Consider the following 22,001-nt stretch of genomic DNA (forward strand, 5'->3'; position numbering starts at 1 on the left):
ACTGGAAGAAAAGCCGTCATACTACATTTTTATTTTGTGGGTAATCTTTTATGTATTAGGGATATTAATTATTAACTCAAATAAAAGTAGACTTTTAAGATATGATGAAATAAAAGGTAAAAAAAGAATACCGCATATATTGATATCACTCGGTTCAATAGCAGTAATTGTTTGGCTGTTCAAATATTAATCATGATCAAACTTAAAACTGAAATAAATGCACCAATTGAAAGATGTTTTGAATTGTCAACTTCAATAGACTTACATAAAATATCAGCTTCCAAAACCCATGAACAAGCAATTTCTGGAGTAACTGAAGGATTAATAAAACTTAATGAATCAGTAACATGGAAAGCCAAACACTTCGGAATATGGCATAAAATGAAAGTAAAAATTACTGGATTTGAAAAACCAAAAAACTTCACAGATGAAATGATAAGCGGAATATTCAAATTCATGAAACATAAACACGAATTTGAACAAAAGGGAGATCAAACAATAATGATTGATTATTTTGATTTTGAGTCTCCGTTCGGAATTGTAGGTAAATTGGTGGACAAACTAATTCTTAGAAGATATATGACAAATTTCCTAATCAAAAGAAATGAAATAATTAAGGATTTTGCTGAGAGTGAAAAATGGAAACAAGTATTGAAAGTAAATACGAGAGATATCAAGTGATGATGTTGGCATACCCTTCGGGATACGCCACATACCAAAGCCCCGATCCCCAAAGCTTTAATTCCCTGCCTTCAGATTTTTAGAATATGTCAGCAAGATTTACAAGAGGATGTAGCGATAAGGTGATTGAAAATATTATTCAGAAATCTGTAAATTCCCATCCATACTTATTCAATAAATTTCATTAAAAACATATCACGAGAAGCATGTGGTGGCAGTATTTTTTGGTTTTCCTAGGTGCGCTTCTGTTTGATATCGTTCCTTTTCCTTTTCCGCCGGCTTTTACGATTATGGTTTTTTTACTTATCGTTTTTAAGCTGAATGTTTGGTGGGTAATCATCATCGGGGTAATAGGTTCTGTTTTAGGGAGATATATTCTTCTCCTGTATGCACCACTTCTCGCCAAGATGTACCTGAAAGAATCCAAGAATAATGACATCCAGTTTTTGGGAGATAAAATGAGAGAAAATAAGTGGAAAGGAATTATGATTATCCTTGCCTATTCACTTTTGCCGCTACCTACAACTCCGCTGTTTTTAGGAGCAGGGATTTCTAAAATCAAAGCTATTTATGTGATTCCGCCTTTTCTGATTGGGAAATTCACTAGTGATACTGTCGCCTTACTTCTGGGTGCCTATGCAGTGGATAATGTCCAAACCATCATGGATCAGGCTTTTTCTTTAAAGTCTGTTGCTAGTTTGATTTTGGCCCTTTTTCTGCTTTTTTGCCTGTTCTTTATTGATTGGAGAACCTTGATTCAGACCAAAAAACTGGTTTGGAATTTCCAGATTTTCAAATAGTAGTAACAACTACATTTAATACATGCAATTATAACTGAATGATAATCATCCTAAACAGTTTGGAAAACAATGATTTACTAACCATTCTTAAAAAAAGGAAATCAATTTTCATCCTGTTGCTTGCCATAAGTTTGATTGCCTGTGAATCAGAAATCAAAAAAGAGGAAAACCTCGATAATCTTCAAAAGGATGAACTTAATTCTGAGGTCGATTTTCATGAATTTATGGATTTGGTTTTGGATCAATTCGGAAGAAATTATGGAGATAAAATCCTTTACATTGAATATAAACCAATTGAAAAGCCTATTCCCAGGCGTTTTAAATCATTCATTTTGGGTAAGCAAGAGTTGAGTGAGGATGAAAAAAGTTTAGCGATTCAACTTATTGAAAATGGAGGAACCGCATTCGAATTCGACCAGGAAAACCTGAACAAAGAAAGCCGATTGATTCTTTCCAATTCCGAAAAAGAGGGTAATGAAAATGTTAAATATGTTTTCAAGTCTTTTCTAGGCAACAAAAATGGAGATATGGTGATTTCGACCTTAGGCATCTTTTTGAATAACGAATCATACAACGGTAAAACCGCAGGAGAGGAGTTAATTGTGTTTTTTAAAAAAGAAAATGGGGAATGGAAGATCTCCAACCATTTTACAACGATTGAATATTAAGAACTCAAAATAAAGCTGGAACAAAGCTTTCAATAATTTTCTCAAACCGAAGATTTGGCCGATTAAAACTACCTTCTTTCTTTTCTAAATTGTGGTTTTAAACCCAATTAGTAACAATCGATGGATACTATAAAATCTCAGGAAGGATGGAAGGAAATCGAACCAGGAATTTTTTCTGTTTTGGACAATTTTTCCGGATCGGCCTATGACCAAAAGGCAGCTATGTATGAAAAATTGGTTTCGTCTAAGCTGTATAATAAAATTATTTGGGGGACTTCCCCGGACGATTACAAGGAGTTCGGCAAAAAAGGGATTTTTTCAGAAAATGGCTCATTACTGGATGTGGGTTGTGGAGGTTTAATTCAGACAGCAGCAATATATTCCCAGACCAAAAGACCTTGTACTTTGGTCGATAGCTCAATTGAAATGCTGAAAATCGCGAAAGGAAGATTGATAGAACAAACAGGAAAATTGCGTGATTCTATCCAATTATTGCAAGCCGATGCCTTCAATTTACCTTTTGCTGAAAATTGTTTTGACACAGTTTGCAGCTTCGGAATGATCCATCTTTTTGATAACAAGCAAGAGTATGTTCAGGAATTGTTGCGCGTTCTTAAAGTAGGAGGAACCTTTTATTTCAGCACAATGATCACACATCGGTGGATCAGCAAGCTGTATATGCAGCAGCTTCGAAAATTGAATGAGTTTGGGGAATTATGTTCAGAAAAGGAGATTTTGGCACTTTTCAAAGAAGAGAAATCAAGAATAAAAAGCTATCGGAAAGGGAGTATGTTATTTATCGAAGGGGAAAAAATAAGATAGATTTCATTTCATTTTTCTTTACAATTGGAATTTACCTAAGTCATTGATTTTATATAAATTAGTAAGCTTTCAAAGTTGATGTCGTCGGTTTTTCAAGAAAGCCTCTATTTATATCCTAACCTTAAAATTAATTCGCATGGCAAGTGAAATGATCGTTGAGAAATCTGTGGTGATTGATCAACCAATAGATGTTGTTTTTGATTACCTGAGGTTTTCTAAAAACATGGATCAATATAGTGTTTGGAACATGAAAGATCCTTACAAAAAAGCTGACTATTATGGGACTGATGGGACAGTTGGATTTGTGTACAAATGGGATAGTAAAGACAAAAGTGTAGGAGCAGGAGAACAGAAAATCACGAAGTTAGTCCAAAATGAACGGATCGAATACGAGATGAAATTTGAACGCCCGATGAAAAATACCGGGACTTCAAAATTTATACTTTCCGAAGTGAATGACAAGCAGACCATGGTGTCCTGGGACTTCAGAGGGCCTACCAAGTTTCCGATGAGTTTATTGAAAGGAATTTTTCAAAAAATGCTGGGCAAAGATCTGATGATGAGCTTGGAAAATCTTAAAAAGAGACTGGAACATTAAACTTTTAAAATGGCACAAAAAAATAAAACTGTAGAAACAGAAATCTCCGTGTCTGATTTCATAGACTCCTTTGTTTCCAGTGAATCAAAGAAAGCGGATGCCTACCAACTCATAGAACTGATGAAGCAATGGTCAGGCTTCGAAGCAAAAATGTGGGGGCCAAGTATCATTGGTTTTGGCACCCATCATTACAAATATGAAAGTGGCCATGAAGGAGACATGCCCTTGATTGCATTTTCACCTAGAAAAGCAGCTTTTTCTTTATATATCTATACTAATCCTGAGGAAAGTAAATCACTCTTGGCAGAGCTTGGGAAATATAAAATGGGAAAAGCCTGTATTTATGTGAATAAGCTTGCCGACATCGATTTGGAAGTTTTGGAGAAGCTTTGCAAAGCTGCAATTGAATATTTAAAAAATTACCCTAATTCAGTTTGTTGAAAATCCATACGATCATTTTCCTCTTCATCTACTTATTTTTCTACCAATATGAATCCAGCAATTCTAGCATATCACCAAAAGCAAACAGAGGAAGACCAAAAGATCTGTGAAAAATTGGCACAAATCATTTTGGAGGAATTAAGCGAAGCTGAAAATAAGATATGGCATTCGCATCCCGTTTGGTTTTTAGAAGGAAATCCTATCGTTGGCTATAGCAAGGAGAAAATAGGAATCCGGCTGATGTTTTGGAGTGGGGCAGATTTTGAAGATGACAGGTTGAAGCCTGGAACCGGTAAATTTAAAGATGCTTCTATTTTTTATAATTTTGTGGAGGAAATAGAAGAAATGGACTTGAGAAATTGGCTAAAGAAATCCCGGGAGATTCAATGGGATTACAAAAACATAGTAAAAAAGAAAGGCCTTTTGGAGAGGCTAAAGTAAAATTGATAGATAGAATTAGGCATGAATACGACACCAGAACACGACGAAAAAATAGCTAAAATAACTTTTGGGTCGGTGTACCCACATTATGTAACCAAAGTGGAAAAGAAAGGCAGGACCAAAGAGGAATTGCATCAGGTGATTGAGTGGTTGACCGGATTTGACGAGAAAAAAATTCAGGAATTGATTACTGCTAAAGTGACATTTTCCCAATTCTTTTCTGAAGCAAATCTGAATCGAAATGCCAGCCTGATCAAAGGAGTCATTTGTGGGTATCGCATCGAGGATATTGAAACTCCCTTGACGCAGCAAGTCAGATATTTGGATAAACTAGTTGATGAATTGGCCAAAGGCAGGAAGATGGAAAAGATTTTAAGGGAAGGGTAATTTCACCCCAAAACCTTTTCTGACGTAATCGGAAGGTCATAAACTCGTTTTCCAACTGCCTGATAAACTGCATTGGCAATGGCCGCACCAGTAGGAGGCATGGAGACTTCTCCGCCTCCTTCTGCTTTTTCTTCAGGCCGGTCGATCATATGCACTTCGACTTCTGGAATATCTGGGAATCGGAATATCGGGTAATCATACCAATCTTGGCTGCTGATCGCGTCGGAGGTAAAATTTACCTGCTCCATCAAAGTCCAGCTTGCAGCCTGAATCATTCCTCCTTCGAATTGATTTTTGATGCCATCCAGATTGATGATTTGGCCTACATCTCCAACTCCCCACATTTTTTGAATGACTACCTTCCCACTTTTTGGATCCACATTTACTTTGGCAGCGACAGTGCAATAAGCCGTATTGTTTTTATATCGAGAGAAAGCAAATCCAATTCCTTCTCCCTCCTTCAGAGTTTCAGCTTGAGTGAGTTCTTTAATCTTCTTCAGAGTTGCAATTGCTCTTTCATCCTGTAAATGCGCTATCCTGAAATCGATCGGATCTTTTCCAGCTTTGCTGGCAAGTTCATCCATAAAAGATTCTATCGCAAAGATATTGGCATAAGAGCCAAGGCTCCTTAAAGAAGAAATCCGCAATGGACCATCAAAAAAATGAGCATTAACCTGCAAGTTTGGAATCGGATAATAAGGATCAGCATTTCTATGACCTCCTCCCAAATAGCCCCTGCCTCTCAATTGAACAGGGTTTTCCAAATATCGTGCATCAATTAATGTGGCGGGATCTGAGTCAGGTCGCATGCTGTGCGAGTCTGTCCAGATATCAGATTTCCATGCTGAAATCTTTCCGCTTTTATCCAAACTAGCTTCCATTTCCATAATCATGGCTGTGCCATAGGGTTCCCATGTATGTTCATCCTGTCGGGACCATTGAACTCTGACGTGTTTTCCTGGGTATTCCAAAGCTAAAATGGCAGCATCAGCGGAAGCATCATCAGCCGTGCTATGGCCGAAACATCCAGCTCCAGGCACTGAAATCACATGGATCTTATTTTCATCCATTTTTAGCATGGCTGACAAAGCTCTCCGCATAGGGTAGATTCCTTGACTATGAGACCAAACATGTAGGATTTCACCGTCATATAAGGCGATTCCACAGGCTGGACCGATAGATCCATGCATCAAATAGGGCTTAGTATATCTTGCTTTAAATGTTTTGTTTTCTGCTGAAATCGAATCGAAATCTCCATCGTTTCGGATACTTTGTGGAGCTTCTGCAATAGATTTTAAATGATCAAAGAGATCTTTTTCAGAAGATAAAGCTGTTTCAACTTCCCATTTTGCAGTTCGATTTAGATAATTTACCGCTTTGACAGCTTGGTATTCCCGCTCTGTTATTACGCCAACAAAACTTCCATTGACATGGGTTTTAAGAACGCCTGCAACTGCAGTAGAAAGTCCAGAAAAGTCAATGCTTCCTAATTTAGCTTTGTAACTAGGTGGTCTCAAAACTCGGGCATGCACCATTCCCGGAAACCTCAAATCCTGGATATAAACTTCCTCGCCACGGACCATTTTTGGAATATCTTTTCTAGGAATCAGCTTTCCAACATATCGATATCCTGAACTTACTTTTACCGGAATGGGCTTGGTGACTTCCATGTCAATTTGCGCTCCATTCAAAATTTCAGCAAAATTCAGACTCTGATTCCCGGTTTTGGTTTTCACCATTCCATCATAGAAAATCAAATTTTCAACCGGAGTATTTAATTTCTCGCTGGTCATTTCCAGCAGTTTTTGTCTGGCCGTGGCAGCGGCATATCGGACAGACATCGCACTATTCGGCACTGAACCACTTCCTGCCGTATATCCTTCATCAGGGGTGACACCGGTTTCTGCCAAGTGAACGTCAACCTGATCTAATTCCAAATCCAATTCTTCGGCAGCAACTTGACAAATCGCCATTCGGATTCCCTGTCCTAATTCCACCTTTCCTGAATAAATCAAAACCCTTCCATCTTCCAGCACTTGAAGCCAGGCATTGACTGCACTTGCATTTCGCATGCTGCCTGGAAGATTTCCATCAAAGTTTTCTCTGGCGGTTATTTTTTGTTCTTGCTCCGCAAAGCAGGAACTCAGCAAAGGGAAACCTACACTGATGTAGCCAATGTTTCTTAGGAATTTTCTTCTCGAAGTATTAGGTAGCTCAATCATCATTTTATAGGTTCTTTGCAGCTCTTTCCACCGCTTTGATTATTCTGCTTTGAGCACTACAGCGACATAGATTTAATTCTAATCCAGCTTTAATTTCAGCAAGTGTGGGATTGGGATTTTCCTGAAGCAAGCTTACCGAAGCCATGACCATTCCATTTAGACAGTAGCCACATTGAGCTGCTTGTTCTTCAATAAATGCTTCTTGTACAGGGTGGAGATTTCCGTTTCGATCTGCCAATCCTTCCAAAGTGGTGATTTTAGAATCTCTTACTGCTGCGATTGGAGTAGTGCAGGAAGTTTCTGCGACTCCATCGACTAAGACCATGCAAGCTCCGCACTGAGATAATCCACAGCCGAATTTAGGGCCATTCAGTTCCAGATAATCACGAAGTACATAAAGCAAAGGCGTGTCAGACTCAGTTTCTACGGTCTTTTGTGAGCCATTGATTTGGAGATTGTATTTGGGCATGGTCAAAACTGTTAAATACCAAGATAAGAAATTGGACTTTAGAATAGGAAAGAATCCTTATAAACGGCTGGTAGAAATTGATTTCTGGCACTTTTTGGACGATCCAAGAAAGTGCTGTAATTAGTTATCTGATCTTTTAAATATATTCATTAAAGAATTGTTTGATTATTTGATTGTTATGAAAATCAAAATTTTGAATGTCTTGCTAATTATTAGTTCGCTCTTTGGCTATTTGGAGTGGGGGGAGGGCCAACATTCTTTTTTATTCCAAATAGAGGCTGAGCTATTTCAAAAAATAGTTTCTGAACCAAGCTCAGTCATTCATCCTTTTACTGTGATTCCCTCGATAGGACAATTGCTGTTGTTAATAACTGTATTTCAGAAAAAGCCGAATAAAATTCTCACCTATATAGGAATAGGTTCTTTAGGATTATTACTTGGATTTATGACCTTGATTGGGATTATAGGAAAAAATCCGAAAATCTTTTTTTCTACGATTCCATTTTTAGTCTTTGCTTTGATGGTCATTTTCAACTTTAAGAAAAATGAGTTTTGAGAAATCTCTATTGGTTTTAATAATATTTGGACAGGAATTCAAGAATAAAAAAAATTCAATTTGGGCCCTCTTATAAGCTTTAATGATAGTATTTTACTTTTTTTGGAGAAATAATAAATTAGGGTTTGCGCCCTAAATCAATCTATTTTACCTTTAGCTGTTGTTAAAAGCACAAGATGTTTCATTTCAATTTTCATTAGAATTTATGTTTTCCAAAATCCTTTGGACATGGGTGATACTCATCGCCTTTGCTTTTGGAGCGCAAGCTCAAAATACCATCCATCCGACCTCATCTGAATACGAATATCCCACAGACCCAAAAGTGGTTGAAAAATTAGAACACTGGCGAGATCAGAAATTCGGGATTCTAATTCATTGGGGGATTTATGCAGTCCCTGGAATCGTTGAGTCTTGGAGTATTGTCAATGAAGATTGGATCAACCGAAGAGACACTACTCAAAGCTATGAGGATTATAAAAAGTGGTATTGGGGATTGAGCGAGAAGTTTAATCCACAGGGATTTGACCCAACTCAGTGGGCAGATGCAGCTGCTAAAGCAGGCATGAAATACGTGGTTTTTACCACCAAGCACCATGATGGATTCAACATGTTTGATACCCAGTTTACGGATTATAAAATTTCAAATGGCCCTTTCAAAAACAACCCGAAAGCCGATGTCGCGAAATATGTCTTTGATGCATTCAGAGATAAGAACATGATGATCGGAGCCTATTACTCCAAACCGGATTGGCATTCTCAGTATTTTTGGTGGGATTATCGGGCAACTCCTGACCGAAATGTTAATTATGATATTCGAAAACACCCTTGGAGATGGAATCAGTTTGTGAAATTCACTCATAATCAGCTGAATGAAATCACTTCCAACTATGGAGCTATTGACATTCTTTGGCTGGATGGCGGCTGGGTTCGTCCTCTGGAAACAGTCAATGAGGAAGTGTTAAGCTGGGGAGCTCCGATTCCTGAATTCAGTCAGGAAATCGACATGCCTAAAGTAGCCGAAATGGTAAGAGAGAATCAGGAAGGAATTCTGATTGTAGATAGAACAGTGCATGGTCCTTTTGAAAATTATAGAACTCCAGAGCAGGGAATTCCGGCAGAGATGTCTCCAGATCCTTGGGAAAGCTGCATCACATTAGGAGGTGCTTGGGGTTATGTGCCAAATGATAAATTCAAGCCATCCCGAAAAGTCATCCATTTGTTGATTGAAATTGTAGCAAAAGGAGGGAATTTATTGTTGGGTGTTGGGCCGACCGCCGATGGTCTTTTCTTGCCTGAGCAAGTTTCAAGATTGGAAGAAATCGGAGCGTGGCTGGATGTAAATGGAGAAGGAATTTATAACACCAGAGCGATCGAAACTTTCAAAGATGGAAAGCTTTACTTCACAAAAGGCAAAGCAAATGAGTTGTTTGCAATTTTGCCATTGGAAGAAGGAGAGCAGCTTGAGTCAAGCATTTCATTCGAAGTGAATGATCCAAAAAAAGGAAGTAAAATCACGGTTTTGGGAGAAAGCCAATCTCTAAAATGGAAATCCGAAAATGGAAAGACCGTAGTTTCAATTCCAAAAAATCTTCAGAAAAAGCTTTCTGGAGGGGCGGCAATTGTCTTGAAATACGAAGGAAATTAAAAGGAGATTTAGATAATATCATTTTTGAATAGTCAGTCAGGTTTATTTGGCTGACTATTTTTTTATCTTGATCTCCGATTTCATAAATCGATGTTTCATTTTTACTAGTTTCCCAATGAACCCAAAAGTTGATTTCTTTTTCGAAAAACCTTCCCAATGGCGAAAGGAGTATTTGCTTTTAAGGTCTATTATTCTTGATTGTGGATTGATTGAAGAGTTAAAATGGGGAGTGCCTTGCTACACTTTTCGAGGAAGCAATGTGGTCTTAATTCATGGTTTCAAAGAATATTGTGCGATCCTCTTTCATAAAGGAGCTCTTCTAAAAGATCCAGAGGGGATTTTGATCCAACAAACCAAAAATGTCCAAGCCGCTAGGCAGATGAGGTTTACAGAATTGAAAGAAATTCAAGACCTAAAAGCTTCCATAAAAGCATATGTTTTTGAAGCGATCGAAGTAGAAAAAGCAGGATTAAAAGTTGAACTGAAAGAAACCTCTGAATTTCCAATGGTTGATGAACTCAAGGCCAGATTGGAGAATGATTCTGAATTGAAAAAAGCGTTTGAAAGTCTAACTCCGGGAAGACAAAGAGGATATTTACTCTATTTTTCGCAAGCTAAACAAGCTAAAACCAGAGAATCAAGAATTGAAAAATATATCCCTAAAATTTTTGAAGGAAAAGGCCTTCAAGATTAGAAATGATCTTAAAACCTAAATTGAACAAACCCGAAATCGATGAAATACAGCCAAATTAATCTTAGAATTTTTTCTGTTTTTATTTTTCTACTGGTTTTTGATTTCCACTCATTTGCACAGCAAGAAGGAAAAATCACTTGGTGGAATCCATCCCAAAGTGAATTCCCGGTTATTTCTGGTCAGGCTTGGGCTTCAGAGGTTCCTTCCATTTACCACCGACTTCCAGCGCGTGCTGAGGACGAGGTGAGAGATGCGGTTTGGAATCTTTCTAAGCAGTCCGCCGGGCTGTCAATTCGGTTTTGGAGTAATGCTGATTCTATTCAGGTTCGATATAAAGTGACAAGAGGAATCGCTATGCCTCATATGCCTGCAACAGGCGTAAGTGGTTTGGATCTTTACAGCAAATCTTATGATGGAGAATGGCTGCGCGCTTGGGGGAAATACTCTATCAAAGAGGATTCAGAATACATTTTTATCATCAATGATGAATCACCAAAATATGCCAAGTTTGGTCGTGAATACCAGTTGTTTTTACCACTTTATAATGAGGTTTCAAATCTGGAAATAGGAGTTGGTGAGGAGTTTTTCTTTGAAGTGTTGCCAGTACGTAAAGAGAAACCAATTGTCGCATATGGAACCTCAATTTGTCAGGGAGCTTGTGCTACAAGACCGGGAATGGCCTGGACCAATATCCTGGAAAGGAAATTGGAAAGACCCGTTCTGAATCTGGGATTTTCTGGAAATGGTAAAATGGAACCGGAGGTTCTGGAATTATTGACGGAGATAGATGCCAAGGTTTATATTTTGGATTGCCTTCCAAATTTAAGTCCTGACCGGGATGATATTTATAACCTCACCATAAATGCCGTTCGGCAATTGAAATCCAAGCGTCCTGATGTGCCTATTATTTTGACGGAGCATGTTGGATACGCGGATGCATTTGTCAATATTAAAAATGATGATTTGGTGAAAAGGCTCAATGAGCAGTATAAAAAGGCTTTTTTGCAATTAAAGAATGAGGGTGTGACAGGGATTTACTTGTTGGAAAAAGAGGAACTGGGACTGGGTTTTGATTCATTTGTGGATATTATTCATCCCAATGACATAGGAATGGAAGAGTATGCGGCTGCTTATGAGGCATTGATCTTAGAGGTTTTGAACCAAGAAAAAGGTGATATTTCCACTACCATTTCCACCAGCCAAAGCAGGGATATCGCCGTCTATAAATGGGAGGAAAGGCATCAGGAAATCCTTAAAATGAATCATGACGATCCTCCGAAAATCTTACTTTTCGGAAATTCCATAGTTAACTTCTGGGGAGGTGAACCTAAAATCAAAACGGTAAATGGGCCTAACTCCTGGAATGATATGCTCAAACCTGCCGGTGTTCGGAATTTTGGCTATGGATGGGATCGGATAGAAAATGTACTTTGGAGAATCTATCATGATGAATTGGATGGCTTTGAAGCAAATCAGATCATCTTGATGATCGGGACGAATAACTTTCAAATTAATACCCAAGAAGAAATAATTCTAGGGTTAAAAAATCTGATACAGGAAATAAAGGAGCGTCAACCTTCTAGTGAAATCGTGATGGTTGGTTTGCTTCCGAGAAGAGGACTGGAAAAAGAAGTTTCTCAGATCAACCTGGAAATTTCGCAAATGGCCGATTTGGCTAATTGTGCCTATTTGGAAGTTGGGAAAGGGTTGTTGTCACCTGATGGGGTGTTAAATGAATCACTTTTCTCAGACGGTTTGCATCCAAATGAAGCAGGCTATCAAGTAATAGCGAAAGAATTGGTACCTATACTTCATAATTAAAAAGTGGAATGAGTCTTATTCGTCATGCTGACTTTAAAAATGACTTAGATGGAATCTGGGAGATTTTTTCGAAGGTGATTCAATCTGGGGATACGTATGTTTATGACCCAAAAACTCCCAAGGAAAGGCTTTCAGATCTTTGGTTTGCCAGCTCAATGGATACATTTCTTTTGGAGAATGAAACTGGGGAAATACTGGCAACTTATTTCATCAAGCCAAATCAGATTGATTTAGGAAATCACATTGCCAATTGCGGGTACATGGTACATCCCGATCATCATGGGAAGGGATTAGGGAAAATGCTTTGCGAACATTCGATTTCCTTTGCAAAGGAAAAAGGATATACCGGAATTCAGTTTAATTGTGTGGTCAGCACGAATTTAGCGGCCGTACATCTTTGGAAGAAATTTGGTTTCTCCATAATCGGAGTTACCCCAAAAGGATTTAGACATCCTGAAAAAGGATTTGTCGATACCTATATTATGTTTAAAAGCCTTGAAGAATAAATCACCATTTTGATAAAAAAATAAGCTATGCTTTCATGCCAAAAAGAACTTTTTAACCTGAAACCAGAAGTTCATTATTTAAATAATGCTTATCGTGCTCCTTTGTTGAGATCCTCCGAAGAAGCAGGAATTCAGTCTCTTATCAAACAACGAAACCCCTTTGATTTAAAGCCGGATGACTTCTTTGATGGAGTTTTGGAGGTGAGAATGTCCTTCGGGAAACTGGTGAATTGTAGACCAAGTGAAGTAGCGGTAATGCCTTCAACATCTTACGGTTTTACCTCTGTTTTGAATAACATCAAAGCCGAATTGAAAAAGAAGGCTATTGTAGTGAAGGATGAGTTCCCAAGCGGTTATTTTTCTATGGAAAGATGGGCTAAAGAAAATGGTGCAGCATTGCAGATCGTAGAATCGGATCCTTCGGCAATTCAAAAAGGAGAAAGTTGGAATCAACGAATCATTGAGGCCATAGACGAGAATACAGCAGTAGTTTTGATCAGCTCAATCCACTGGATGAGTGGGGTGAAGTTTAACCTGAAGGAGATAGGCGAAAAATGTGAAACGGTTGGAGCCTACTTTATAGTGGATGGCACCCAGTCTGTGGGAGCAATGACCATGGATGTGAAGGAGTATAAAATTGATGCTTTGGTTTGTGCCGGATACAAGTGGCTTTTAGGACCTTATTCCATTGCCTTGGCCTTTATCGGGGAAAAATTCGAAGATGGAATTCCTCTAGAAGAGTCTTGGATGAATAGAGTGAATGCAAGGAATTTTGGTTCTCTTTCGGACTATGCATCCGAATATGAACCTGGGGCAGGAAGATTTAATGTCGGTGAGACCAGCAATTTTATCATGATGCCAATGCTTAAAGCAAGTTTGGAACAATTGCTCGAATGGAAACCCGAACGAATTCAAGAATATGCAAAACAGCTGAATCTACCCTTGAGAGATTATATCAAAGACATTGGTGGAGTGGTAGAGGAGGATGAATTTTTAGCATTTCATTTAATTGCTCCGAAACTCCCTGGCCATTTAGATGTGGCAAGTTTAAAGCAAAAATTGGAAGATCATCAGGTGTATCTCTCTGCAAGAGGTGAGAATTTGCGTGTCTCAGTAAATGTTTTCAATTCTGAAACGGATATTATTAAACTAATCGACTTAATTAAAAATTAAGTTTGAAATCCTAGGCTAACTATTTATAATCAACTTATTTATTCTTAGATTAAGGAATATTTTTTGAAAATGAGCTTAGAAAAGAGAACATGTTTGAATTGTGGTGAACCTATTCGAGGTAGAGTAGATAAAAAGTTTTGTGATGATTCCTGCCGGAATAATTACAACAATCAGCAAACTGCATTAACCACTAATTTGATCCGAAATACAAACAATGCGCTTAAGAGAAATCGAAATATTTTGGAGAAATTTATTCCGGATGGAGAAAACCTTGGTAAAACTACACGGGACAGGTTGATGAGAGCTGGTTTTAATTTTAAGTACATCACACATTTATACACCAACAAAAAGGGGAATCAATATCACTATTGTTATGATTATGGCTATCTGGAATTGGATGGAGATTGGTTTTTGATAGTCAAAGGCATAGAATAAACTTAATCCAGATAATATGAAAAAGCGTGTCACTGCAATTGGAGGGATATTTTTCAAAGTAAAAGATCCAGCCAAAACAAAAGATTGGTATAAAAAACATTTAGGTCTTCAAACCGATGACTATGGAACTACATTCGAGTGGAGAAGTTCCGAAAATCCAAACCAAAAAGGCTTTACACAATGGTCTCCAATGAAAGATAATACCACTTACTTTAAGCCCTCTGAAAAAGATTTTATGGTGAATTATTGTGTGGAAAATCTAGTTGAACTGGTTGAAGAATTAAAGAAAGAAGGAGTGACCATTCTCGATGAAATAGCAAGTTATGACTATGGAAAGTTTGTGCATATTTTAGATCCAGATGGACATAGCATCGAGCTTTGGGAACCAGTCAATGAGGTGTATGACGAGATGGTTGAAAAGAAAACCGAAAGTTAAAATTGGAAAACATTTAATATGGAGATACAACATCAATTTGATGGTAGAAAAGGTTCTTTTTTTATTGAAGAAGGAGCGAGGCGGTTCGCTGAAATGGTCTATGTCATGGCAGGATCAAAAAAAATGATCATCGAACATACAGAAGTAGATGAATCCCTCAAAGGGCAGGGTATAGGGGCAAAGCTTTTGGAAGCATTGGTAGATTATGTCAGAAAAGAAGAGATAAAAGTCCTTCCACTTTGTCCATTCGCCAAAGCCACATTCAAAAAGCGAAAAGATCTTCAGGATGTGCTGACTTAATTTATTAAATAAAGAATCAGGAAAAGGATAAGTCCACCGATCCAGATCCCTCTGAAAATCCATTTTCTAAAATTCTCTTGATTAATTTTCCTTTCAATCCTGAATTGGATAGACTCATCCAATGTTTTTAGGTTTACCAAATGAATTTTTGATTGATAGGAATATGAATCTTTAGCAACAGGAATAGGTCGGATTTTTCCTAAATTCCGATTGTCTTTTAGGGAATGATTCCCGGATAAACTAAAACCTGCTCCGCCTCCCATAATTTTGAATTAATTCTTTAATATATGATTTCTATTCAAACAGAACAAACGGTCACGCTTGAAGAATTCATGAAAGTCTTGGATGAATCGGGATTGGGGAAAAGGAGACCAATGGATGACCAAAAGCTCTTAAATCAGATGATTTTGGGCACAAATCTATGGGTAACCGCGAGGGAAGAAGGAACTTTAATCGGACTGATGCGGGGTATTTCGGATTATTGCTACCGAACTTTTGTGGCTGATCTTGCAGTGATCAAGAGTTATCAGGGAAAAGGGATAGGAACAGAAATCCTGACTTGTACCCGAGAAGTTGCACCTACTGCCCGACTTTTTCTTTTTTCCGCTGAAGATGCCGAAGGTTTTTACAAAAAACTGGGCTTTCACTTACATGAGCGATGTTATCAGTTGAAAACCGGTGAGCCAATGTCCTGATTTTTTGTTAAACTGCTTCTGAATTTAACCAACCAACCAATCACCCATAAGAAATCAGTTGATCAGGTTCAATACCCTTTTCCGAGTTTTTTTGATCTTGATTAAACCAAACCATTCAACTTAAATCTAAATACTATGAAATCCAGATTTTTAATAATTCTGTTTCTTGTTTCGGGCTTTGCGATAGCGCAGGAAAAGCCGGCTGCGGAAAAGGAACTTCCAAAAGCACAGGTATTCGAGTCGAAACAGTCTGTAACCATAGACGGTAAAACGATCAACCTCAATGCAAAAGCGGGAACATTTGAACTGAAAGATGAGCAAAATAGACCGATAGCATTATTTGGTTTCACAGCTTATTTCAAAGAAAATCCAGAGAAAAACAGACCTATCATTTTCTCATATAATGGTGGACCTGGTTCTTCATCTTATTGGCTACACATGGGAATCATGGGACCAAAGCGAATTGTGGTTGATGATCCGAATTATAATCAGGCTGGTCCTTATGAGTTAGCTAACAATGAGTATTCTATTTTGGATGTGGCTGATGTCGTAATGATGGATCCTATTGGCACTGGTCTCAGTGTGCCGATTGGTGAAGCAACTGGCAAAGACTTTTGGGGAGTAGATCAGGATATCAGAAGTGTGAGTTTGTTTATCATGCAGTTTTTGAAGGAATATGATCGACTTAATTCTCCTAAATACATTTTGGGAGAGAGCTATGGTACATTTAGAAATGCTGGTGTAATGAGCTATTTGTTGAACCAAGGTTATGCTCTAAATGGAGTGATCATGGTTTCTTCTGTATTTGATCTGAGGACATTGTTCTTTGTTCCAAATGAAGATATTTCCAATATCGCTTATTTACCAACCGTAGCTGTGACCGCGAGATATCATGATAAAATTTCCAATAAAGAAGCTGATTTGGAATCCTTTGTTCAGGAAGTAAGGGAGTTTACAGAAAACGAGTATGCTCCAGCCTTATTTAAAGGAAACCGACTCTCTGAATCTGATAAAAACGCAATAGCGCAAAAATTGGAAGGGTATACAGGCATTGATGCTGAGATTTGGAAAAGAGCCGATTTGAAAATGGATGCAGGGGAGACTTTTCAGGAATTATTGAGAGATGAAGGGATGACTGTGGGAAGGCTCGATTCTAGATATAAAGGGATTAATCTTGATCTTATGTCCATGTCTGCCTTTACTGACCCGCAAAGTGATGCGATTTCTCCTGCCTATACAAGTTTGTTTTTAGATTATTTCCACGGAGCCTTAGGAGTAAGTAAAGATTTGCTATATGCTCCTTCAGCTTACAGCAAAGAGGGTTTTAAGTGGGATTGGTCACATAGTGGAAATCAATATTGGGGTACAACAGGCGCGATCAGCACGCTACCCGATATGGCAGATGCGTTAAGCAAGGATCCAAATATGAAAGTATTGATCATGAATGGGTATTATGATTTGGCTACAGTATTTTATGGCGTAGAGCATTCTATTTCGCATTTAGGATTGCCGAAATCTGCATCAGATAGAATCAAAATGACTTACTATGAAGCTGGTCATATGATGTATACTCATTTGCCATCCGCGGCAAAATTCAGATCAGATTTGAAAGAATTTATTACAGATACATTAAGAAAATAAGAAATGAAAATCAGCACCCTTCTGTCTCAATATAGCTTCCATCTGGTCGGAAAAGTCACAGTTGGGTGCTGGTTATTTTTCAGTTCAGCATGCACTGAAGCTCAGCAACCAAAAAATTCTGGTGATCTTTATTTTCCTCCCAAGGAATCATCAGTTTGGGATGAGACTAATTACCAAAGTCTCAACTGGGATGGAACTGCTTTGGCGGAGCTTCTAAGCTGGCTTCCTACCCAAGATACCCGTGCTTTTATTATTCTTAAGGATGGGAAAATTGTGGTAGAAGAATATTGGGGGGATAAATTGACAGGACTTGGTCCAATGGATCAAAACTCATTTTGGTATTGGGCATCTGCTGGGAAAACTTTGACAGCTTCACTGGTAGGATTAGCTCAAGAAAAGAATTTGCTTTCCATCAAGGATCGAACTCAGGAATACCTTGGAAGTGGCTGGACATCTCTTGAAAATAGTCAAGAACGTGAAATCCTCATTCTACATCAATTGAGCATGACGACCGGACTGGATGATGGAGTTGCAAACCAAGACAATACAGACCCAGCTAGTCTTGTTTTTAAATCAGAAGCTGGCACTCGTTGGGCATATCACAATGCACCGTATACATTATTGGATAAGGTGTTAGAAAAAGCTACAGGAATGAAGCTTCAGGCTTTCTTTGAAGAAAACTTAGGTTCTAAGATTGGGATGTCGGGAATGTGGCAGAAAACCGGAGAGAATCAGGTTTTTTACAGCAATGCAAGGTCTATGGCAAGGTTTGGTTTATTGTTGCTGGCAAATGGAAAGTGGGATGGTGAGAGATTCTGGAAAAGTGGTTATTTCGAAGATTTATATTCGAGTTCTCAGGATTTAAACAATAGCTATGGTTATTTGACTTGGCTGAATGGCAAGAGTTCGTATATGGTTCCTCAAAGCCAAATGGTTTTTCCTGGAAGTTTAATTCCTCAGGCTCCATCAGATATGTATCAGGCTATGGGCAAAAATGGTCAGTTTTTAATGGTAATTCCTTCTCAGAATATGGTCGTGGTGAGAATGGGCGGTGCACCAGGAGATTTAGCGGTGCCTTTTTTATTGATCAGAGATATTTGGGATCGATTGGGGCCCGTGATTCAATAAATCAATATTTGGATAATTGTATGTTGATTTTGTCCAATGTCAATGGTTTTTCTAAAAAGCCAGAAACAATGGAATATTCATCCGCTTTTTGTCTATCCTGAAAATCGATAGAGCTTGAAAGGATAATTATAGTGTCATCTCTATCAGGAAAATTCTCCTGATATTTTTTTAAAAACTCCCATCCGTTCATTACGGGCATATTGATATCCAAAAAAATTAAAATTCTGGAATCTAAATTATAATCACAGATTCTATTGATGGCATATTGGCCTTCTAAAAATTCTTCGATAGTTTCAGAAACTTCAACTTTGCTCAATAATCTATTGTTGATTAGGTTATTGATTGGGTCATCATCCACGAGAAAAATGGCGTCGAAGTGAATCATTTATTGGTTTGTAATAATCATTTATGGGCTAATATTAGCAAAATACAATTATTCCATATCCTAGAAAAAGTATTTTATTTCTTTTTTATTTTTAGGTAGTGTTTTGTCTAATATTCAGGCAAATAAAAAGGAGACCAGTTAGGTCTCCTCTTTAATTTTGGTGATTTGGAATGAATTACATCATTCCGCCCATTCCACCGCCGCCCATTGGAGGCATTGCTGGAGCATCTTCTTTAACATCTGCTACGACACATTCTGTAGTCAATAGCAATGCTGCGATAGAAGCTGCGTTTTCTAGAGCTAATCTAGTCACTTTAGTAGGGTCAATTACACCTACAGAGAATAGATCTTCATATTTATCTGTACGAGCATTGTAACCGTAGTTTCCAGAGTTTTCTCTGATCTTATTGATTACTACAGAAGGCTCGCCACCTGCGTTAGAAACGATTGTTCTAAGAGGAAATTCAATTGCTTGTCTGATGATGTTGATACCAGTATCTTCATCTTCGTTAAGACCTTTCAAGTCAGCAAGTGCTTCGCTAGCTCTGATCAAAGCTACACCACCACCTACTACAACACCTTCTTGTACTGCAGCTCTAGTAGCGTGCAATGCATCATCAACACGGTCTTTCTTTTCTTTCATTTCTACCTCAGTAGCAGCACCAATGTAAAGGATAGCTACACCGCCAGAAAGCTTTGCCAATCTTTCCTGAAGCTTCTCTCTGTCGTAATCAGAAGTAGTTTTTTCGATTTGAGCTTTGATTTCAGAAACACGTCCTTTGATCGCATTTGCATCTCCAGCACCATTTACTATGGTAGTGTTGTCTTTATCAATGTTGATTTTTTCAGCTCTACCAAGCATATCAACAGTAGCATTTTCTAATTTGAAACCTCTTTCTTCAGAGATAACAGTTCCGCCAGTTAAGATAGCGATGTCTTCCAACATAGCTTTTCTTCTGTCACCGAAACCTGGAGCTTTCACAGCAGCAACTTTCAGAGCACCTCTGATTTTATTTACTACCAATGTAGCCAAAGCTTCACCGTCAACATCTTCAGAGATAATGACCAAAGGCTTACCTGACTGAGCAACTGGCTCCAATACTGGAAGCAATTCCTTCATAGAAGAAATCTTCTTGTCATAAATCAAGATATATGGTTGCTCTAATTCAGCTTCCATTTTCTCGGTGTTGGTTACGAAGTATGGAGAAAGGTAACCTCTGTCAAACTGCATACCTTCTACAGTTTTAACTTCAGTTTCTGTTCCTTTAGCTTCTTCAACAGTAATCACACCGTCTTTTCCTACTTTGTCCATTGCGTCAGAAATCATGTTACCGATTTCTTCGTCATTGTTAGCAGAAACAGTAGCTACTTGAGCGATTTCTTTAGAAGTAGAGATAGCTTTAGAGTTGGTCTTCAACTGAGCTACTACGGCAGCAACAGCTTTGTCGATACCTCTCTTCAGATCCATTGGGTTAGCGCCAGCTGCAACGTTTTTGATACCTACGTTGAAGATAGACTGAGCCAATACAGTTGCAGTAGTAGTACCATCACCAGCATTGTCTGCAGTTTTAGAAGCAACTTCTTTTACAAGTTGAGCACCCATGTTTTCGATTGGCTCGGCAAGCTCAATCTCTTTCGCTACAGAAACACCATCTTTGGTGATTGTAGGTGCACCGAATTTTTTATCAAGAATGACATTACGACCTTTTGGTCCCAATGTGGTTTTTACTGCGTCAGCTAATGCATCAACACCTTTTTTCAGGCGGTCTCTAGCATCAGTGTCGAAAAATAGTTCCTTAGACATATTTTTAGAATTTTTAGGTTAACGTTTTGGTGATTACTTAAAGGATAGCGAAAATATCAGATTCTCTCATGATGAGGTAATCCTTGCCATCTACATTCAGTTCAGTACCGGAGTATTTCCCGTACAATACAGTGTCTCCAACTGAAACAGTCAAGGGCTCATCTTTTTTACCATTACCCACTGCTACTACTGTGCCTTTCTGAGGCTTTTCTTTTGCAGTGTCCGGGATATAAAGACCGGAAGCGGTTTTCTCTTCAGCTGCAGCTGGCTGTACCAAAACCCGATCTGCAAGAGGTTTGATGTTCACGTTTGACATATTATGAATTTGTTTAAAATGTTAGATTAAAATGCATATGGCTATTAGCACTTCCTGTGCCAGTAGACTATATTTTTGAAAGGCTGACAAATCGGCTGTAATTGTCAGGTAGGAAGGCTTCAATACACGACAAATTGAAGAAAAAGAACTGTCAATTTTTCCAAAACTGACAGTATTTATGTCAGTTTTTTGTATTTTTTGGTATACCTATTTCCCTATGAAGACATTACCAAAAAATTGGATCGCTGAAGGCCTTATTGATTTTGAATACAAAAAGTATCAGCTTTTGGCCTATCTCCAAGAAACTAATCAACAATTTGATGCTTCAAAACTTTACCCTGTCTTGGGCGAACTCATAGAGCATCATCGGCTTTTGGATGATTTGAAAAAAGGAAAGTCACAAATGAATAGCCTTTTCCCAAAAGCTTTGTCAGGAATTGATTTGCAAAATGGCAAACTTCATTATCAACCCACAGAAAAAGAAGGGGAGTTGATGCAGGAGATTGCCAATATTACCGAATTTGCAATTCCTAGATTTGAGCATCAGATTAATAAAGGGAAGGACATTTACCAGCTAGTAGAAAGCCAAGTGGAATTTGAGCCAGTAGGCATCATGCCGATTTATTCCAAAGAAGGCTTCATGCTACTGACTAGAGAGTCCAAGCCTGAAATCCATGCATTCAGGTACCAGTCTAGTTTTCTTCAGCTTGCCGGAGAAAAATTCAGAAGTATCCGAATGTGGCTGGTAGGAGTGTTTCAGAAATCCCTGGTCAATACACTTGAGAAAATTAAACTACAATTGATCAAGGATATCAAGGAACTCCCAAATCCTGCAACATGGAGATTACACAGTTCAAAGGATTTTCCAATGGAGGAAACTTTGCTGCCGATTAGCAAGAGATTATTGCTGCAGCACGTTTCTAATCCAAATAGCTAA

General features: G+C 38.3%; 26 protein-coding genes. 21 read left to right on the forward strand and 5 right to left on the reverse strand.

Going from position 1 to position 22,001, the window contains the following annotated elements; translation table 11 throughout:
- The first annotated feature begins 192 nt into the window (after positions 1-192).
- From FHS59_RS04465 to FHS59_RS04500, 8 genes are all read left to right on the forward strand, one after another.
- Positions 193-681, forward strand: coding sequence for an SRPBCC family protein (locus FHS59_RS04465; protein WP_184493438.1), 489 nt, complete (start codon positions 193-195; stop codon positions 679-681).
- Positions 682-887: 206 nt separating this feature from the next.
- Positions 888-1,481 (forward strand): hypothetical protein, encoded by a 594-nt coding sequence (locus FHS59_RS04470; protein WP_184493440.1) that lies wholly within the window; start codon positions 888-890, stop codon positions 1,479-1,481.
- A 38-nt stretch (positions 1,482-1,519) separates the two neighbouring features.
- Complete coding sequence (locus tag FHS59_RS04475; protein ID WP_184493442.1) at positions 1,520-2,149, forward strand: hypothetical protein; 630 nt, start codon at positions 1,520-1,522, stop codon at positions 2,147-2,149.
- 120 nt (positions 2,150-2,269) lie between these two features.
- A complete protein-coding gene (locus FHS59_RS04480; RefSeq protein ID WP_184493444.1) occupies positions 2,270-2,971 on the forward strand; it encodes a class I SAM-dependent methyltransferase in 702 nt (233 codons plus the stop codon).
- Positions 2,972-3,107: 136 nt separating this feature from the next.
- A complete protein-coding gene (locus FHS59_RS04485; protein ID WP_184493446.1) occupies positions 3,108-3,569 on the forward strand; it encodes an SRPBCC family protein in 462 nt (153 codons plus the stop codon).
- 9 nt (positions 3,570-3,578) lie between these two features.
- Complete coding sequence (locus FHS59_RS04490) at positions 3,579-4,010, forward strand: DUF1801 domain-containing protein (protein ID WP_184493448.1); 432 nt, start codon at positions 3,579-3,581, stop codon at positions 4,008-4,010.
- 48 nt (positions 4,011-4,058) lie between these two features.
- A complete protein-coding gene (locus tag FHS59_RS04495; RefSeq protein WP_184493450.1) occupies positions 4,059-4,451 on the forward strand; it encodes a DUF1801 domain-containing protein in 393 nt (130 codons plus the stop codon).
- 21 nt (positions 4,452-4,472) lie between these two features.
- A complete protein-coding gene (locus FHS59_RS04500; protein WP_184493452.1) occupies positions 4,473-4,838 on the forward strand; it encodes a DUF2200 domain-containing protein in 366 nt (121 codons plus the stop codon).
- A gap of 2 nt (positions 4,839-4,840) precedes the next feature.
- Here FHS59_RS04500 and FHS59_RS04505 read toward each other — a convergent pair whose 3' ends face one another.
- Together FHS59_RS04505 and FHS59_RS04510 are read right to left on the reverse strand one after the other, a co-directional pair.
- Entirely contained in the window at positions 4,841-7,063 is a 2,223-nt protein-coding gene (locus FHS59_RS04505; protein ID WP_246388297.1) for a xanthine dehydrogenase family protein molybdopterin-binding subunit, read from the reverse strand.
- Position 7,064: 1 nt separating this feature from the next.
- Positions 7,065-7,529 (reverse strand): (2Fe-2S)-binding protein, encoded by a 465-nt coding sequence (locus tag FHS59_RS04510; protein WP_184493454.1) that lies wholly within the window; start codon positions 7,527-7,529, stop codon positions 7,065-7,067.
- 157 nt (positions 7,530-7,686) lie between these two features.
- On the opposite strand from FHS59_RS04510, the gene FHS59_RS04515 reads away from it, so the two are divergent.
- The 12 genes from FHS59_RS04515 to FHS59_RS04570 all read left to right on the forward strand — a co-directional run bounded on the left by FHS59_RS04515 (position 7,687) and on the right by FHS59_RS04570 (position 18,559).
- Positions 7,687-8,085, forward strand: a complete 399-nt coding sequence (locus FHS59_RS04515) for a hypothetical protein (protein WP_246388299.1) — start codon at positions 7,687-7,689, stop codon at positions 8,083-8,085.
- A gap of 205 nt (positions 8,086-8,290) precedes the next feature.
- Positions 8,291-9,730: an alpha-L-fucosidase gene (locus tag FHS59_RS04520; RefSeq protein WP_184493456.1), complete on the forward strand. Its 1,440-nt coding sequence runs from the start codon at positions 8,291-8,293 to the stop codon at positions 9,728-9,730.
- Positions 9,731-9,845: 115 nt separating this feature from the next.
- A complete protein-coding gene (locus FHS59_RS04525; protein ID WP_184493458.1) occupies positions 9,846-10,424 on the forward strand; it encodes a YdeI/OmpD-associated family protein in 579 nt (192 codons plus the stop codon).
- 39 nt (positions 10,425-10,463) lie between these two features.
- The gene (locus FHS59_RS04530) at positions 10,464-12,245 is read left to right on the forward strand and encodes an SGNH/GDSL hydrolase family protein (protein WP_184493461.1); all 1,782 of its coding nucleotides are present in this window, start codon (positions 10,464-10,466) and stop codon (positions 12,243-12,245) included.
- Between the two features lie 8 nt (positions 12,246-12,253).
- Positions 12,254-12,751 (forward strand): GNAT family N-acetyltransferase, encoded by a 498-nt coding sequence (locus FHS59_RS04535; RefSeq protein ID WP_184493463.1) that lies wholly within the window; start codon positions 12,254-12,256, stop codon positions 12,749-12,751.
- Between the two features lie 27 nt (positions 12,752-12,778).
- Entirely contained in the window at positions 12,779-13,924 is a 1,146-nt protein-coding gene (locus tag FHS59_RS04540) for an aminotransferase class V-fold PLP-dependent enzyme (RefSeq protein WP_184493465.1), read from the forward strand.
- Between the two features lie 69 nt (positions 13,925-13,993).
- The gene (locus tag FHS59_RS04545; protein ID WP_184493467.1) at positions 13,994-14,359 is read left to right on the forward strand and encodes a DUF2116 family Zn-ribbon domain-containing protein; all 366 of its coding nucleotides are present in this window, start codon (positions 13,994-13,996) and stop codon (positions 14,357-14,359) included.
- Positions 14,360-14,375: 16 nt separating this feature from the next.
- Positions 14,376-14,795 carry a VOC family protein gene (locus FHS59_RS04550; RefSeq protein ID WP_184493469.1) on the forward strand — a complete coding sequence of 140 codons (420 nt, stop codon included), beginning with the start codon at positions 14,376-14,378 and terminating at the stop codon, positions 14,793-14,795.
- 18 nt (positions 14,796-14,813) lie between these two features.
- The gene (locus FHS59_RS04555; RefSeq protein ID WP_184493471.1) at positions 14,814-15,095 is read left to right on the forward strand and encodes a GNAT family N-acetyltransferase; all 282 of its coding nucleotides are present in this window, start codon (positions 14,814-14,816) and stop codon (positions 15,093-15,095) included.
- A 287-nt stretch (positions 15,096-15,382) separates the two neighbouring features.
- Positions 15,383-15,790, forward strand: a complete 408-nt coding sequence (locus tag FHS59_RS04560) for a GNAT family N-acetyltransferase (protein ID WP_184493474.1) — start codon at positions 15,383-15,385, stop codon at positions 15,788-15,790.
- Between the two features lie 135 nt (positions 15,791-15,925).
- The gene (locus tag FHS59_RS04565) at positions 15,926-17,431 is read left to right on the forward strand and encodes a S10 family peptidase (protein WP_184493476.1); all 1,506 of its coding nucleotides are present in this window, start codon (positions 15,926-15,928) and stop codon (positions 17,429-17,431) included.
- Between the two features lie 3 nt (positions 17,432-17,434).
- Entirely contained in the window at positions 17,435-18,559 is a 1,125-nt protein-coding gene (locus tag FHS59_RS04570) for a serine hydrolase domain-containing protein (protein ID WP_184493478.1), read from the forward strand.
- 1 nt (position 18,560) lies between these two features.
- Here FHS59_RS04570 and FHS59_RS04575 read toward each other — a convergent pair whose 3' ends face one another.
- From FHS59_RS04575 to FHS59_RS04585, 3 genes are all read right to left on the reverse strand, one after another.
- Entirely contained in the window at positions 18,561-18,944 is a 384-nt protein-coding gene (locus tag FHS59_RS04575) for a response regulator (protein ID WP_184493480.1), read from the reverse strand.
- A gap of 175 nt (positions 18,945-19,119) precedes the next feature.
- Positions 19,120-20,748 carry a chaperonin GroEL gene (gene groL, locus FHS59_RS04580; protein WP_184493482.1) on the reverse strand — a complete coding sequence of 543 codons (1,629 nt, stop codon included), beginning with the start codon at positions 20,746-20,748 and terminating at the stop codon, positions 19,120-19,122.
- 37 nt (positions 20,749-20,785) lie between these two features.
- Positions 20,786-21,064, reverse strand: a complete 279-nt coding sequence (locus FHS59_RS04585) for a co-chaperone GroES (RefSeq protein WP_184493485.1) — start codon at positions 21,062-21,064, stop codon at positions 20,786-20,788.
- Positions 21,065-21,281: 217 nt separating this feature from the next.
- Here FHS59_RS04585 and FHS59_RS04590 point away from each other — a divergent pair, with 217 nt between their 5' ends.
- Complete coding sequence (locus FHS59_RS04590; protein ID WP_184493487.1) at positions 21,282-22,001, forward strand: hypothetical protein; 720 nt, start codon at positions 21,282-21,284, stop codon at positions 21,999-22,001.

This window comes from Algoriphagus iocasae, from assembly GCF_014206875.1.
GTDB lineage: Bacteria > Bacteroidota > Bacteroidia > Cytophagales > Cyclobacteriaceae > Algoriphagus > Algoriphagus iocasae.